16 protein-coding genes are annotated in these 14,729 nt (G+C 61.0%); 13 read left to right on the forward strand and 3 right to left on the reverse strand.

The genetic code is table 11. From position 1 onward, the window contains the following. Positions 1 to 244: 244 nt before the first annotated feature. From RAD15_RS33930 to RAD15_RS33970, 9 genes are all read left to right on the forward strand, one after another. Positions 245 to 1,867: a type II and III secretion system protein family protein gene (locus tag RAD15_RS33930; RefSeq protein WP_458182942.1), complete on the forward strand. Its 1,623-nt coding sequence runs from the start codon at positions 245 to 247 to the stop codon at positions 1,865 to 1,867. A gap of 12 nt (positions 1,868 to 1,879) precedes the next feature. Further along, a complete protein-coding gene (locus RAD15_RS33935) occupies positions 1,880 to 2,281 on the forward strand; it encodes a hypothetical protein (RefSeq protein ID WP_458182943.1) in 402 nt (133 codons plus the stop codon). A gap of 46 nt (positions 2,282 to 2,327) precedes the next feature. After that, entirely contained in the window at positions 2,328 to 2,876 is a 549-nt protein-coding gene (locus RAD15_RS33940) for a tetratricopeptide repeat protein (protein WP_458182944.1), read from the forward strand. Between the two features lie 110 nt (positions 2,877 to 2,986). After that, positions 2,987 to 3,520 carry a hypothetical protein gene (locus RAD15_RS33945; RefSeq protein WP_458182946.1) on the forward strand — a complete coding sequence of 178 codons (534 nt, stop codon included), beginning with the start codon at positions 2,987 to 2,989 and terminating at the stop codon, positions 3,518 to 3,520. Between the two features lie 221 nt (positions 3,521 to 3,741). Then, positions 3,742 to 4,746 (forward strand): hypothetical protein, encoded by a 1,005-nt coding sequence (locus tag RAD15_RS33950; protein WP_458182948.1) that lies wholly within the window; start codon positions 3,742 to 3,744, stop codon positions 4,744 to 4,746. Between the two features lie 831 nt (positions 4,747 to 5,577). After that, positions 5,578 to 5,877: a PilZ domain-containing protein gene (locus RAD15_RS33955; protein WP_458182966.1), complete on the forward strand. Its 300-nt coding sequence runs from the start codon at positions 5,578 to 5,580 to the stop codon at positions 5,875 to 5,877. Positions 5,878 to 5,884: 7 nt separating this feature from the next. Beyond that, on the forward strand, positions 5,885 to 6,127 hold the full coding sequence (locus RAD15_RS33960) for a PilZ domain-containing protein (RefSeq protein ID WP_458182949.1): 243 nt from the start codon (positions 5,885 to 5,887) through the stop codon (positions 6,125 to 6,127). Between the two features lie 277 nt (positions 6,128 to 6,404). Continuing rightward, complete coding sequence (locus tag RAD15_RS33965) at positions 6,405 to 6,749, forward strand: hypothetical protein (RefSeq protein ID WP_458182951.1); 345 nt, start codon at positions 6,405 to 6,407, stop codon at positions 6,747 to 6,749. Positions 6,750 to 7,644: 895 nt separating this feature from the next. Continuing rightward, positions 7,645 to 7,863 (forward strand): hypothetical protein, encoded by a 219-nt coding sequence (locus tag RAD15_RS33970; protein ID WP_458182953.1) that lies wholly within the window; start codon positions 7,645 to 7,647, stop codon positions 7,861 to 7,863. A gap of 113 nt (positions 7,864 to 7,976) precedes the next feature. Here the strand turns inward: RAD15_RS33970 and RAD15_RS33975 are convergent, their stop codons facing one another. Next, on the reverse strand, positions 7,977 to 9,125 hold the full coding sequence (locus RAD15_RS33975) for a hypothetical protein (protein ID WP_458182955.1): 1,149 nt from the start codon (positions 9,123 to 9,125) through the stop codon (positions 7,977 to 7,979). A 147-nt stretch (positions 9,126 to 9,272) separates the two neighbouring features. Here RAD15_RS33975 and RAD15_RS33980 point away from each other — a divergent pair, with 147 nt between their 5' ends. Then, a complete protein-coding gene (locus tag RAD15_RS33980) occupies positions 9,273 to 9,527 on the forward strand; it encodes a hypothetical protein (protein WP_458182956.1) in 255 nt (84 codons plus the stop codon). 25 nt (positions 9,528 to 9,552) lie between these two features. Here the strand turns inward: RAD15_RS33980 and RAD15_RS33985 are convergent, their stop codons facing one another. Next, positions 9,553 to 9,927: a hypothetical protein gene (locus RAD15_RS33985; RefSeq protein WP_458182957.1), complete on the reverse strand. Its 375-nt coding sequence runs from the start codon at positions 9,925 to 9,927 to the stop codon at positions 9,553 to 9,555. A gap of 711 nt (positions 9,928 to 10,638) precedes the next feature. On the opposite strand from RAD15_RS33985, the gene RAD15_RS33990 reads away from it, so the two are divergent. Beyond that, positions 10,639 to 11,073: a hypothetical protein gene (locus RAD15_RS33990; RefSeq protein WP_458182959.1), complete on the forward strand. Its 435-nt coding sequence runs from the start codon at positions 10,639 to 10,641 to the stop codon at positions 11,071 to 11,073. 120 nt (positions 11,074 to 11,193) lie between these two features. Further along, positions 11,194 to 11,559, forward strand: a complete 366-nt coding sequence (locus RAD15_RS33995) for a hypothetical protein (RefSeq protein ID WP_458182961.1) — start codon at positions 11,194 to 11,196, stop codon at positions 11,557 to 11,559. A 61-nt stretch (positions 11,560 to 11,620) separates the two neighbouring features. Here RAD15_RS33995 and RAD15_RS34000 read toward each other — a convergent pair whose 3' ends face one another. Beyond that, a complete protein-coding gene (locus RAD15_RS34000; RefSeq protein WP_458182962.1) occupies positions 11,621 to 12,049 on the reverse strand; it encodes a hypothetical protein in 429 nt (142 codons plus the stop codon). Between the two features lie 149 nt (positions 12,050 to 12,198). On the opposite strand from RAD15_RS34000, the gene RAD15_RS34005 reads away from it, so the two are divergent. Continuing rightward, on the forward strand, positions 12,199 to 14,729 hold a 2,531-nt coding region (locus tag RAD15_RS34005), incomplete at its 3' end, for a DUF5801 repeats-in-toxin domain-containing protein (RefSeq protein ID WP_458182968.1).

Genomic DNA, 14,729 nt, shown 5'->3' on the forward strand with positions numbered 1-14,729 from the left:
AAGTGGTGCTCGTGGGCAACATTTGGCGACTTTTTCGCGGATTGACGTGAGATATGAGGGCTCTCGCCTTGCGGCGGAAGCGCCTGGCGGACGATGATTGCAATGCAGGAGTCTGGGGACGTAAACCCGGGCTGACGGTTTTTAGTAGACGATTTGTGTACGCCCGTGGGTTGTTCGGGGACAGGTGTTGACCCGCCAAGTGTGCAATGCGGGATGGCCGCGGATCGCGGCGAGGGGGACTGGAATGGGTGGCGTCCGTATTTCGACGCAGGGGAAGGCGAAGCTCGCCGCCGTGAGCGCGCTGCTGCTTGGCGCCGTCCTTGTCGGTCCCTGCGCTGACCGTGCCGACGCGGCCGATCGGCGGAGCTCCGGCGGAGGCGTCTTCGTCAGCGAATCGAGCGACGTCCAGCGGGTCAAGGTCACCGTCAACAAGTCGCGCACCTTCAGGGTCGAGACGCCCTTTTCCACCATCGTGGCCGGCTCGACCGACATCATCGACGTGAAGTCGCTGAGTGATCATCAGATCTACATCCAGGGCAAGCAGCCCGGTACCACCAACGTCATTCTGCTCGATGCCTCGATGAAGCAGATCGGCATTCTCGATGTCGAGGTCACGATCGACATCGGCAATTTGCAGCAGAACATTCAAACCTCGACCGGCATCCGCGGCATCCGCGTGTCGGCCTCCGAGGGACAGGTGATCGTGAGCGGAACGGCCCCCGACGCGGTCGCCGCCGAACGTGCGATGGCGATTGCGACCAGCACCGTTCCGAAAGGCAGCGTCGTCGTCAATGCGATGAACGTGACGGGACCGCAGCAGGTGATGCTCGAGGTGCGCTTCCTCGAGGTCAACCGATCTGCCGGGCGTGAACTGGGAATGAATCTCTACGGAGCCAATGCAAGCGGAACAAACATTGGCAATACCGGACTTGGTGGGCCCAATTCCATCAATACCGCCAGCGGTCGCGCGCCGCTGCCGAACACGGGCCCGCCCGCGGGCACGATACCTCTGCTCGGTACTGCGGGGACGCTGGCGGCGACGGCGACGGGAGCGGCCGCTGTCCCGTTTGGAAGCCTCCTGACCAGCGTCCTTCGAACGAGCAGCGGCGCCTCGGTCGATCTGCTTGTGACGGCACTGGAGCAGAAAGGTCTGGTACGTCGGCTTGCGGAGCCAAACCTGATGGCGCTGTCGGGTGAATCGGCTCGGTTCCTGGCTGGTGGCGAATTCCCGGTGCCGGTGGCTTCAACGGCGGTCGCTGCCGGCGTGGTGCCGACTGTCACCATCCAATTCAAGACGTTCGGTGTTGAGCTGGGCTTCGTCCCCACCGTGCTTTCGCGCGGCGTGATCAATCTGCGCGTCGAGCCGTCTGTCAGCGAGCTCGATTTCACCAACTCGGTGACGATCGGCGGCACGACGATTCCAGCCCTGAGCAGCCGCAACGCCCGGACCACGGTCGAGTTGCGGGATGGCCAGAGCTTTGCCATCGCGGGCCTGCTGCAAACCCGCAACCGGCAGGATATCTCGCAATTGCCCTGGATCGGATCGGTCCCGGTGCTTGGGACACTGTTTCGCTCCTCGTCCTACCAGCAGCAGGAAACCGACCTCGTCATCATCGTGACGCCGCGCCTGGTGGCGCCGGCGGCGCCCGGTCAGCAACTGGCCTCGCCGCTGGATTCGCGCATGCCGGCCAATGATGTCGATTTCTTCCTCAACGGCCAGATGGAAGTGAAGAAGCGCTACAACGACTACGTCAGTTCCGGTGGTGAGCTGAAGGGACCGTATGGCCACATCATCGCGCCCGATGCGCGCCTGCCCGCGCCGCCGGCGGTCGTGACTGACCAGCCCGTCGTCAAGACACTTAACTGAAGGAGGACCGTTATGACATGCACGACGTTACTCGCGGTCTTCACGCTCGGGGCTTGCAACGGCTTGGCCGGCAATGACGAGATGGACCGCTACTTTCAGCGGTCTGACACCCTTACGCTGAGCGCTGGCGACGCCAAACAGGTCAACGCCGTCACCCACACGATTCATCCCTGGCCGAAAGGTGTCGGCGATCGCAGAATCGTTGTTGATGCGGCGAAGACCAGCGGCGCTATCAAGCGCTACCGCAGAGGTAGCCAACCGTTCGATCCGCTGCCGGCGTTCGGCGGAAATACGCCGGCAGCCGGGCATCCTCCAATGGGAGTCGCCGGTGCGACGGCGGCTATTGTGGACGCGGGTGGCAGCGTCGACGTAGGCACGGGTGCGGCCATTGTAGGCGCAGGCCCCACCCGATGAGTTTAATGGTTGATTTATTGCCGGTGGCGAGGCGGGGATAATGCTCATGGGGCGCCTTCTTGTATGGCTGGCTTGCGCCATACTGGCCACCGCCTTGGCGGCTTGCGAAACGGTGCAGGAAGCAACCGTACGCGACGCCGCCGTGGTTGCGCCCGTTGCTCCGGCCGGTGCTGACCCCGTGCAGGAGCCGACCGACGTCAAATACTATCCCTCCGATGAGCCGGTGCGGATGGGCCTGGAGCACTTCAACCGCGGCAATTTCGGCATCGCCAACCGCTATTTCAGGGATGGCGTCGAGAAGGCGCCGAAGGACTTGACCGCCTGGATCGGGCTTGCAGCAAGCTATGATCGGATCCGTCGCTTCGATCTTGCCGATCAGGCTTATGCGCAAGCGATCCGCCTCGGCGGCGAAACCGTGCAGGTTTTGAACGACCAGGGTTATTCCTACATGCTGCGTGGCAACCTGAACGCGGCGCGGCGGAAGTTCGAGAGGGCATACTCGCTGGATCCGGGCAATCCGGTGATCGCGAACAACCTCGAGCTCCTCAACGGCAGCCGCCGGTTCATCGAACGGCCGCCAAACAACCAGCCGTAAACGACCAAGCCGGCCTCTGATTTATCGGTTTAAGGCGGCCGGCCGCCGGACGCGGCGGGCCGATGGAACTTTTAAGACAAGCGCAACGTTTTTAACGTATGGCTTGTCCCATGAACCGGCTTTTTAAATTGCAATTTCTGGGGCCGTTGGCGCTTTTTGCCGCCACGCTGAGCGCGGAGTTGGCCGCGCGCGCGCTCGAGTACGCTCCGAGCTCCGAGATCCTCTGGTTCATCAATCTCAAGCTGTTCGGCATCTTTCAGCGCAGCGACGCCTATTTGAGCTATTTCGTTGGTGTCGATGGCTTTCAGCTCTTCGGACTTGCGCTTCCGATCTTCATGCTCGCCTGCCTCGGGCTCATTGCCAGGTCGCGGCCGCTCTTCACGATCGCAACGCATCTGAGCGCAGCCTACGCGGTCTTTCTGGTTGCGTCCTGGCAAGTCGGTATGCCGACCCTCAGACAGGCATCGCTTGGAACGATCGCCGTCCCGTCGGGGGGCCTGTTCGTGATGGCGACCATTCTCGGTACCTGCATGCTGTCCTTTGCGATCACGCACCTGCTCTATTTCCGTGCCGTTCATCAGGAAATCGGGGCCCTGGTCCGCTGGTTGCGGGGAGGCACCCGCATCGTCCACGAGCTCGATTAATTCGTCCGGAAAACCCTTTTGGCCTGACAGCAATTGCGCCCCACGACGAGTAACGATCCAGGGGATCGTGGACCTCGTCCGTGTCTCGGATTTTATGGTTCAGGAGCGAGGCGCTCGCACGGGCCGCCCAATCTTGACAACCAGTACCGCAGAAATGACGATCTCGCCCGGTCGCCTCGTGGCGAACCGCGCTTGGTTCGAGTTTGGCCCGAAGGTGGCGAATGAGTACGGATAAACTGCAGGCGTTGAGCGATACCATTGCCGGCATACTCAACGAGCCGCCATCACCCCCCACTTATTTCGACGCGGAGCCCGCCGACGCGCGGACGGGTAGCGAGCGCGCCGCGAAGGCTTTTGACAGTCCTGCGCATGGCACCGAGGCCCCGAAAGGGAGTTTCGGAAAGCTGAGTTCTCGCGAAGCCGGCATGTCACGGAATCCGGCCCCCGAAGCCCACATCGTCCGGCCTCATGAGATCGAAAGCTCCGGCAGAGCTGCGGAGCAGATCCGCGTTGCGTCCCCGGCGGACGCGGGACATCGGCCGCTGTCGAAGCTGGAAGCCGCAAGCCTCCGGCCTGCGCAGATGGTGGGCATCGACACGGTTCGCCCGACTGTTTCCGGCAGCCGGATTTCGCTGCACGGCTGGGGCGTGTTTGGGCTCGCGGGCATCGTGCTGGTCGCCGGAATTGGTGTCGCCGCTGCTGTCTGGTTGGGCTCGTCCGGCGATGCCGCCAAGGCGACTTCGCAAACCTCGCCCGCGCCACAGGCTGCGCTCGCGGCTCTTCCGCCCGAGCTGACGCCACTTCTTCAAGCGATGTCGCGCGATCTTGCGAGCCTGAAGAAGGAGATTGAGCAGCTCAAGCTCGGTCGCGAGCAGATGGTCCGCGACAACGCAAATTTCGGCGAGCAGTTCAAGAGCAGCCAGGATCAATTGAGCCGCGCCGTCGCCCGACTTTCCGATCAAGTGAAGACCAGCCAGGACCTGGCGGAGCGCGACAGCGCGAACGCAGCCGAGCAGATCAAGGCGGTCAAGGATCAACTGATCCGGCTCGAGCAGAATGCGGCGCCCAGGAAGGTTACGCCGCCGCCGCGGGTCACAGCTCCTGCTGCTCCGAAGCCCGTGCCGGCCGCCTCGTCGCCGCAGGCCACAACGCAGCCGGCGGCGGGAAAACCGAAGCCCGCACCGACCACGCGGGCGTCTGCGCCGGCGCCCACGCCTGCGCGCTGAGTCACCGGCTCCCCCGGCTTACGCGCAATCTTTGCGTCGGCCGCAGGGAGACGGGCTGAAATTACGGCAGTATGGTTCACCGTAGTAGAACGGAATCCACATGGCACTTCAGTACCGCTAGGGTGTTGATGCCGGGGCTGGATTTCATCACGGACAACCATTTCAACCGGCAAGGGGCCGCTCTTTGAGCGGCCCCTTTCAGTTTGGCAGGCAATGGAAAGGAAGCCCGCCTCCGGCAAAAGCGCAGTGGAGGCGGGCCAAGGCCATTTTTGCGGCGCCGTTCTCCCCGGGGCTGGCAAGGGTACGTCGCTCGCGATGGAACCGTAGCATCGTGGAACCCGGCCCGTAATCCGCAGGAATACCGAAACAACAACGCCGCTCGCTGAAATGATCGCGAGCGGCGCTGCGCCAGCCCCGGGAGGGTTGTGCAAAATCCCGGATTTACGGAGCTTAATCCGGATTTACGAAGATTTGATGCATGACATTACGCGCGTAAATTCAGTTAAGGGCGATGTGTCGTGGGCGTTCAATCTGCACCCGAGCTCGCGTCGCCCGCACGCGACTTTGCTTCGGAGCAGGCTCCCAGATGTGCCGCGACTGCGGATTCTGATTGCCATTTGCCGAAATCCGACAGGCTCATTAGGTTTTCCTGAATTGTTATCGCACATTATCGAGGCGACGCATGATTTTGGTGCTGCGTTGCTTCGGCCGAGCCGAGGGCGACTACATTTCCCAAGCGCTTTTCGCGCGCCGGCAGGCAGGGTTTGTCCAGGCGAGCCGTCGGCGAACGGCGACTCGATTGAATTTTCCAAATGCAGGTTTCGACCAGATATGACTGGTTCACTACCGCCCGAAAAACGTGGAACGGCGCGCGTCGAGTTCTCGCGGGGCATCGATGTGCACATGGTGGCTATCGACGGGACATGGAGCCGCCAATGTCAGATGACCGACGTGGCCGAGGCCGGAGCAAAGCTCAAGGTCGAAGGATCGGTCGAAGGCCTTGCGTTGAAGGAGTTCTTCCTGCTCCTTTCGACGACTGGAGCCGCCTTTCGTCGCTGTGAGCTGGCCTGGATCAACGGGGATCACATTGGAGTTCACTTCCTGCGCGGCAAGAACTTGAGCAAGGCGTGAGTTCTCAATGGAGGAGCGTCGTAGACAGCAGCGCACGGTGGTCGACGAGATCGCATACATCGCCGGCGACGGATCCAGCATGCGATGCCGCGTCGTCAGCCTCTCCGATCACGGTGCCGCCATCGAGATGGCGGACAAGGTCTACGTCAGACCTCGGATCAAGCTGATGCTGGAGAAGGATCGCGTCATCCGAAATTGTCGCGTCGTCTGGTCGAGCGGAAATCGTATCGGCGTTGAATTCCTGGATTGAGGCTAGAGCGATGGCGGTACCATCGATGCGCTGCACGTCGCTTGGTGACCGGGAGCAAGGCAACCTGCCCAACCCGAAAATCAGCAGTGCCGCGCCGGTGCCGGTTACCTGCGCCTTCGCGTCGATCACGGTTTTTGGCGGTAGGATTAATTTTGGCCGACCAAGATTTAGGCTTGCATCAGTGGACAGGCTGGATAACTGTGACTGGGCCTTGGGCATATTTTAGCCTCCGGATGGCGATTGTTTTTGAGTCGTATTGGTCTCCTGGATTTCTGGAATGAGAACGCTATTAATCATTCTCGGCATTTGGTTGCTGATTAACGTTCTCTTCGTCGTCGTGATGATCCCGCCGCGTAAGCCACGGAGGGCGAATGTCGTCAGCCGGGCGGATGACGCCACGCCCGTCGTCGCCGGGATGAACTCTGGGCGGACTGAAACGCAGGACGAGAGCGTCTCGCTACGACATGTCATCATCGCAATTGGGCTTGGCGTCTTCTTCTCGCTGACGCCGCCTTTGCTGGAAGCTTACGATGCGGTCAGAGGATTCGTCAGCAAGCGCGTGCTTAAATCGAAGAACAACCCGGATGATCCCGGCGGGGATGCGCAAGCGGGGGCGGGATGACGGGCGTTCTTCTCCTGCGCGGCATTAGAGACCGCGCAGGCGAGCTCCGTCGACCTGCTCACCAATATGGGTTCACGCGGTACGGGCGGGGATACTGGCCGCGATAGTAGATAATTCCCGGTCCGGCGACTGGCCGGTGTCGAAAGCGCGAGTTGGACAAGTCGACGGCGATCGCTCGCACGTCGTGGCCCGCAAAAACGGGGTATTCGTAACTGAAAACGTAGGCGTCGTCCGCAGCGGGAGCATATTGTCCGGAAAAGGACGGTCCCTGGCCGTAGCCAAATCCCCACGCATTTTCGACGGTAGGAAGGCCGCCCGTTCCGTTCCTGGCTCCGCCAGCAAGGGCCGATCCGGATGTCACGAGGGTACCGATCCCAAGCAGCGCCGCAGCCGCCAGGATATGTGAAGTACCTTGCATCGCGTTTCTCCTCTCAAATCAGATGTCAGAAACAGGACTAGACGCGCCTCAGCCTATCCGCTCTCGGGTGATAACGGTAGCGAATAGGGGCGTGGGCCTGGCATGCCAAAGCCATTTTCCCGATCGCCGAAATATTGCCGAAACAGGCCGGAGGTAGGCTCGTATTTACGGACGATTTAAAGGGGAGGCGGACATGATTGCCATTAAATTGACTGCCCTCGCTCTGGGCGCGGGATTACTCGTTGACCTGTTTTCGGGAGATTTCGGAGCCGATGCCCTGCTCGCTGCTCTCGCGTTGCTCCAGTAGCAGGAGCAGACGCTGATGCCGCTGCGGCCGAACGCCTTGGTCAGTTCGCTGACATCGCGGGCCGAGCGGTGACTTAGCAGCTGCAAAAACGATAAGACTTGCCTTGGTTAGTTGGATCAATAGTCTTTGTTGCCTTCAAGACGTTCATTTCAGCACCTTGGGGGTTTCGGGTGACAAACGACACCGCTGTGTTTGATGCGCTGCTCCTCGATCCGCACGAAGGTCAGAAGATCGCGACGGGTAGAATAGGCACGCGCGAGGCTATTCTGAGGGACGGTCTGCTTGTCGATCCATCCACGCTTGCTTATTGCCCACATCAATGGATTGACGGCAGCGGTTACCTCGACCTCAATCTGACGAGACGGTTTCCTTACTCGCTCGCGCTCTAGAGCATGATCCGGAAAAGTACGAAGCGGTCTTCCGCAAAGATCATGCTCACACGCCTGCCTGAAGCGCGATGACGATTCATCCTGATCCCATCGCGCTTTCATGGATCGGACGGTCAGTTCGGTCCAAGAACAGCGTCGATCTGCCGGCTGTCCCTTCTGACGATGAGAATCGCCCCATTTCGGATGGCGAATCTCGCGCCAAGCAATTTTGGCACTTTCTCCGAGACCGGCGAAGGGAAGGGGATCGTCGGTCCGACGATCGGATCACCAACCGCGACGGCGGCGGAAGAGCCGGCGCCAGGTGCGGGTTTGATATAGTCGCGAATGAGTTGAATCTCCTCGCGCGACAGAGCGAGAGGCGGTTGCGGCGGCGGATTGTCAGCGGTTCGTTTGCCCCGTTCTTCGCGCGCTTTTTCCTCGGCCTGCCTTGTTCTTTCTGCTTGATCAAAGCGGGAAAGCCGCTCTTTCAGAGGTGACAGCTCGCGCTGCAGAGAGGAGATCTCTGTCTGCAGAGACCTGATCTGTCGTAGGGCAATCACGGCGCCGGCGCAGATGATAACGAGCAGCAAGCTGACGAGCGCGATGACGATTCCATTGATGCGCGCTCCCCGGCTGACGATACGCGCTTTCGGCGGGTCCTCCTCGAGGTGCCGCCGCCATAGCGCGACAAGGCGCTCGAGCGGCCGCGAGGATACAGCGAAACTCCGAGCTCGCCGGGCGCCGCTGTCCGGCGCCGGATCTGCTTCGCGAGAGAGGGGGCGCTGGACCGTTGTCGGCGGCGTACCCGCCGCGGCTGGCGGGGTGACCGGTTCTGGAGCAGCAGCACTCACATCGAGGTCCGCCGGGCTTCGCCTGGTCGGATGCGTCGCTGCCTTCGCGGCCCCCGTCGGGGGGGCGTCCGGGCCTTGGAAGCTCGCGTGGCTCTCGGTCTCGTCTCGGAGTTCAAGGTTGAAGATCCGCGAGCGAACTTCAGTGCCGACCAGGTGATCGATGACCTCGAGCGAATTCGCCTGAGGCAATGAGCGATCGGGAAGGGCCGCAATGACCGAGCGGCCGGCCTCGGTGATCTCCAAGCTGTCGCCATCAACGACCGCAAGGCCGGCTTCGATCAGCTCGATTCCGGCGGAGACCTGTTGTTCTATCCGATCGTCGATTTCACCGTTCTCGTCATGCGCCTGGAGTTGCCGATCGAGGTCGGCAAACGCAATCCGTCCGTTCGGACGACTGGCAAGTGCAGCAAGGATGGCGAGATTGGCTTGCACGGCGACCACGGTGATAAAGGCAGTCCGCCAAGACAGACGAAATGAGCAGACGACGAACGATGCTCAACAATTTCGCCCGTCAGGGCCTTGATTGGAAACTCCCGCTTTGGCACTCTCGCGCATTAGCTCGTGAAGATCGAGGGCAACATGCCAAAATTGCTGGCCGCGACCGCCATTTCCCTGACGGTGATGTTCGTTTCAAGCGCCGCTTACAGCGGTCCTTACCCCTTCGGAGACGAACCCTATCGTCTCGATTTCGGTTCCGAACCGCGAATTGAACCGGGGTGTTTGAAGTGGAATTGGCAGCAATATCAATGGAATAATTACTGCCCAGTATATGCCCAGCCGAAGGCCTATATGTATCCGCGGTCGCAGGGCGCCGTGCTGCGCACCAAGGGATAAGCGGTTCGCCGCAGAGTCCCTCGCCTTAGTGGGCGAGGGTGCAGGCGATTTGGCTGTGTTTGCCGAAGTTTAGCAGGGCATTTTCGCGGAAGCCGTCGAGCCAAACGCCCCGTCCGGCGTAGCGATAACCGACGCCCATCGGAACCAGCCGAACATGCGCACCGCCATGTCGCCCGGTGTGCAGAGATGCAGTCACGACCTCGCCGGCAACCGAGACCGCGATCGGGCAAAGCGGATATTGTCGGCCATTCTCGCAGACAAATACCAGTTCGCTGCAGTTTCCGACGGCTGCGGGTCCTGAGGTCATCAAGCCCAAATCGGCCGCGCCGGCTGCACTCGCGCTGATTGCCAGACCAAAAAAGATCGCTCCCCCAAGAAACCCATTGAATCTGCTCTGCATCGCAGCCCCCCAAAAGCGAGAAATATCCGACTAAAAGAGCAAAAATGGCATCAAAGGTCAATCAGCGACGCCTCCTTTCGGATGGGCGCCGAACCCGTCGCTGCGCGTCATCCTGGCGCTTTGCGCGGAGAGCTGAGGATGGGCCATCTTCAGCTTTTCAGAAACCCTTTGCCGTTCCCGCGGAACATGTTCTGGCGCGGCGGATTTTCTTGCGTGAGCGCCAGGATAAATTCGATTCAGCCACCGCGAGTTGCGTCTCTAGAATACCGTCGCGCTTGCGACCGGTCTGTTTGGCGGTTGGGGTCTTCCCCTGATCCGGCCGGCTCACTGTTACCGAAATGCCGCGGTTACCGGAATTAATGACGCGCGGACTGCGCTTTAAGTCCTCTCATTGATCTTCCGTATTGGCGCGTGTTGACCGGCTGTCCGACGCCGTGACAAGAAGTCGCGTGGGGAGCAGGGGTAGTAACGCGCGATTCGAAACGCAGCCGATCAGGCAAACCGGGTTTCCCGTAATTTAACGGGTCTCCCGCATTGTTAATGTTTGCTTTACGGCGGTGCCTGAACCTGAGGCAATGCTTTCGACTGTGCGGCTATTCCTGCGGGGAGCAAGCGAGCGGGTATGGAGCTGCGGGTATGGAGCTAATGACCACAGGCCGGCGTTCAATTCTTGCACCCTCTTTCATTCGTTGTGCCGCTCTGGCGCTTCTGATGACCTCGATCGCGACTGTCGCCAAAGCTGATGAACTCGAGGGGCCGACCTTCCGCAAGGGTCTTTGGCACTTCGTTCGTACGCTCGATATGGTCGCTCATCGCAAGCCAAAGCACCGTTTGCTCGAGCGGGAGGTGACGGCCTGTGTCGATCCGACCGTCTCGATGAAGGCGACGTTCTCGTCCCCCTCGGTCGGCAGCTGCGTCTCTGCGAGACCCGAAAAGAAGAACAACCAATACACTTTCGCAAACCGTTGCGACTTCATGGGACCCGTCAGCACGGTAATTACGGTTCATAGCGAGGAATCGTACACCGAGCAGAATGAGCTCAGCGAAGGGCAGCTGCCAAGGGTCGAACTGGTCGTTGCGCATCGGATCGGCGACTGCGGTGCAGACCCGCAGCAGCAGTTGGGCGCGAAGACGCTCTCTCATTGACGCTCTGCGCCGTAAGGCGGCCGCGGAGTTTCCGCGCCGCAATAGCGGCAGGCACTTGCGCCAACCCCGGAGACGCGGAAATATCGCCGCGTTCGGGGAATGAGGCGCGTAATGAGGTCGTTGACCGGGATCGTCTGCTTTGCAGGGCTGTGCGCGCTGATTGACGCAGCGGCGGCGCAAGGTGCGCAACCGCCCGTAGCGCCCTCCGGCCTGGGCGAGCTCGTCAAGATCGACTCATTCCAGACCACGCGCCGGGCCGACAATTACGGAATTGCCAGTTTTGTGTTTTCCAACGGCACAGACAAGAAGATCGACAGTGTCGAGCTGACCTGCTGGATGGATGACGATCGAGAGCGCGCCACGAAGGTTCTGGTGTGGGCCAACCAGCCTGTTCCCGCGCATGCGAGCTACCAGTTCAAGAACGTCAATATCGGCGTGGTCGGACCGAACTCGCGCAGCCAATGTGAAGTCACGCGGGTGGACTGAATTTAAGCCTGCCGACGATGGTCGCGCAATGTTGGCGCCGACCCCGCAATGATATTTACAGCTAGATTTTCTGACCGCCCGGTCCGGCGACGTTGATCGTGATCTTTTGAATCTCGGTCCGTCCGCCGGGATATTTGACCTCGATGGTCAGCGTGTCGTCGCCCGTAAAGTCCGGAGGGGATTTGTAGAAGGCGACGTAAGCCGGCACTTCTAGCGCCAGGCAGGCCTTGTAGTTGGTCGCCTTCACTTTACCGGGCTTTACGACGACCTTTCCCGACGCGGGGGAGGTTGCCAATCGGATCGTTGGCAGGGGCCCGGAGGTGCAGTCGGGCCTGACGTTAATGTAAAGCCCGATTTGAGTGTCTTTGTTCGGCAATGCCTTGACGGTGCGTTCGACCGTCTGAGCATCCGGCGCTGGTTGGTTTTGAGCTGCGGCGGCATGCAATCCGCAAAATCCGGCCAGCGCGGCCGTTACCAGTAATTTCCTCATCCTTTGCTCCGGCTGCCGCGCCTCAGGCCTGGAGCGACATGCGCCAAACGGCGGGATCTGGCCCGTTTTGCGACATATCGCGGCCGCGCGCTCCCTTTACCACATCCTGATCGAAAGTATTGATTAACCAAATAGTTTTCTTGACGCTCGTGGGGGTTAACAATAGCTTAAAGATACACTTCGACGTAAATTTGCCTGCAATTTTTCACTTCACGTCCTTTTGGCGGAGAGATTTCATGAACGAGCAATTTCGGGTTGCCCAGGCTACTGCTGGAAATTCGAACAACGCCTCGCCGCCGCGCATCTTCAAGCTGACCAAGCCATTCGCCGATCAGGCGGTCGTTTTGAACCTCGGATATGACCAGAAGGTTCAAGTCGACTTTTCGGCTATTGCGAATGAGAAGATTACGCTCGTTCATGTCGGCGAGAAACTGATCATTCTTTTCGACAACCATTCCACCGTGACGGTCGAGCCGTTCTTCGACTCCCGGCACGATCAGCTCGGCAATCTCACCATCGAAGTTGCGCCAGGCCGTGACCTGACCGTCGCCGAGTTCGCTAGCGCTTTCCCGATCATCAATGATCCCACAGCGGCGTCTGCCGTTCTCCCCGCCGCCGGCGACACGCTCGGTCAGAACAACGCGCAGGGAAGCGGTGCGAACTTCCCCACGTTCAGGGACGAACCGCTGCCGTCGACGCCCCTCAACACGCTGGCTCCCCAGGAGGATCTGGGGCCGAATGACTTTACCTTTCCAACCGGGACTATTCCCCAGCAGCCGACAACTCCCCCGGCTCCGACAATTTCGCTCGGCGCTCTGCCGGAGCTGGTGGTGGACGAGAGCTTCCTGACGTCTGCGACGAACGGCATCAACGGCTCTACGCCTGATTCCACGCAAACTGCCGCGTCAGGGCCGGTGTCGGTCACGCTCAACGTGCCCGGCGGCCAGCAATCCCTGACATTCGCGCTGTCGATCAGTGGATCTGGCGTGGACACCGGGCTGATCGATTCGCAGACCGGAAATCATGTGTTTCTGTTCCTGGAGAACGGAGTCGTTGTCGGCCGCGAAGGCAAGGACGCCGCTACGGCGGCCAGTGGCCCGCAGGACTTCACGGTGTCCGTCGACGCCAGCGGCAAGCTGACGCTGACGGATCTGCGCTCCGTGCATGAAGGCACGGGCGAGGACGGCGACGTGAGCGAGGGCACGCATGTGCCTGCCGGTCTGATCTCGCTGACGGCCACGGTGACTGATAACAGCAACCAGAGCGCGAGCGCGAGCGTCGACGTTGGTCCGCATCTGACATTGCAGGACGATGGTCCGTCGATTCAGGTCGTCCTGGATGGTGAGGAGCGCACGGTTCCGCATCTGTTCGTCGACGAGAGCAACCTGTCGGCTGCCACCAACGGCATCGACGGCTCGATCCATGACGGCATCAACACGATGTCCGCGTGGTTCGGCGGTATTTTCCAGGCGATCTCGGGCGCGGACGGCGTGCCGGATTCCGAGCATCCGATCAGCTATGCGCTGTCGATCGATACCTCCAAGTCGAGCGGCCTGGTGGACGCGCAAACCGGCGAAGCTGTCGTGCTGGTGATGAACGGCACGACGGTGGAAGGCCACACTGCGTCGAGCAACCTGCTGGTGTTCACGCTGTCGGTCGACAGCAGCGGTTTCGTGACGTTCACGGACGACCGTGCGGTGAAGGAGGCCGACGGCACCAGCCCGGACCTCAACGAGGGCATCAGCATTGCCAGCGGTGCCGTGACGCTGACGGCGACGATCATCGACAATGACGGTGACACGGCGAGCGCTGGCATCGATCTCGGCCCGCAAGTGACGTTCTATGACGACGGTCCGTCGATCTCGGCGAGCGGCACGGGTCCGTCGCTGTCGGTTGACGAGAGCAACCTGACATTCGTGACGAACGGCATCGACGGCACGATCCACAATGGCGACAACACGGCGACCGCGTCGTTCAGCAGCGCGTTCACGGCGGTGTCCGGCGCGGATGGTGTGCCGGATCCGCAGCATCCGATCAGCTACGCGCTGTCGATCGATAGCTCGAAGCCGACGGGCCTGGTGGACGCGCAGACCAACGAAGACGTCGTGCTGGTAATGAACGGCACGACGGTGGAAGGCCACACCGCTTCGAGCGACTTGCTGGTATTCACGCTGCAGGTCGACAGCGACGGTAATGTGACGTTCACGGATAGCCGCGCGGTGAAGGAAGCCGACGGCACCGATCCGGACACCAGCGAAGGGGTCAGCCTGGCCAGCGGCGTGGTGACGCTGTCGGCGACGATCACCGACAATGACGGTGACTCGGCGAGCTCGAGCATCGACCTCGGCAAGCAGGTGACGTTCCTGGACGATGGCCCAACCATCGCGGCGAGCGGCACGAGTCCGTCGCTGTCGGTTGACGAGAGCAACCTGACGTTCGTGACGAACGGCATCGACGGCACGATCCACAATGGCGACAACACGGCGACTGCGTCGTTCAGCAGCGTGTTCACGGCGGTGACCGGCGCGGACGGTGTGCCGGATCCGCAGCATCCGATCAGCTATGCGCTGTCGATCGACACCAGCAAGTCGACGGGTCTTGTGGATGCGCAGACCGGTCAGAACGTCGTTCTGGTGATGAACGGCACGACGGTGGAAGGTCGCACGGCGGGCGGCAATCT

Source organism: Bradyrhizobium sp. 14AA, from assembly GCF_054185205.1.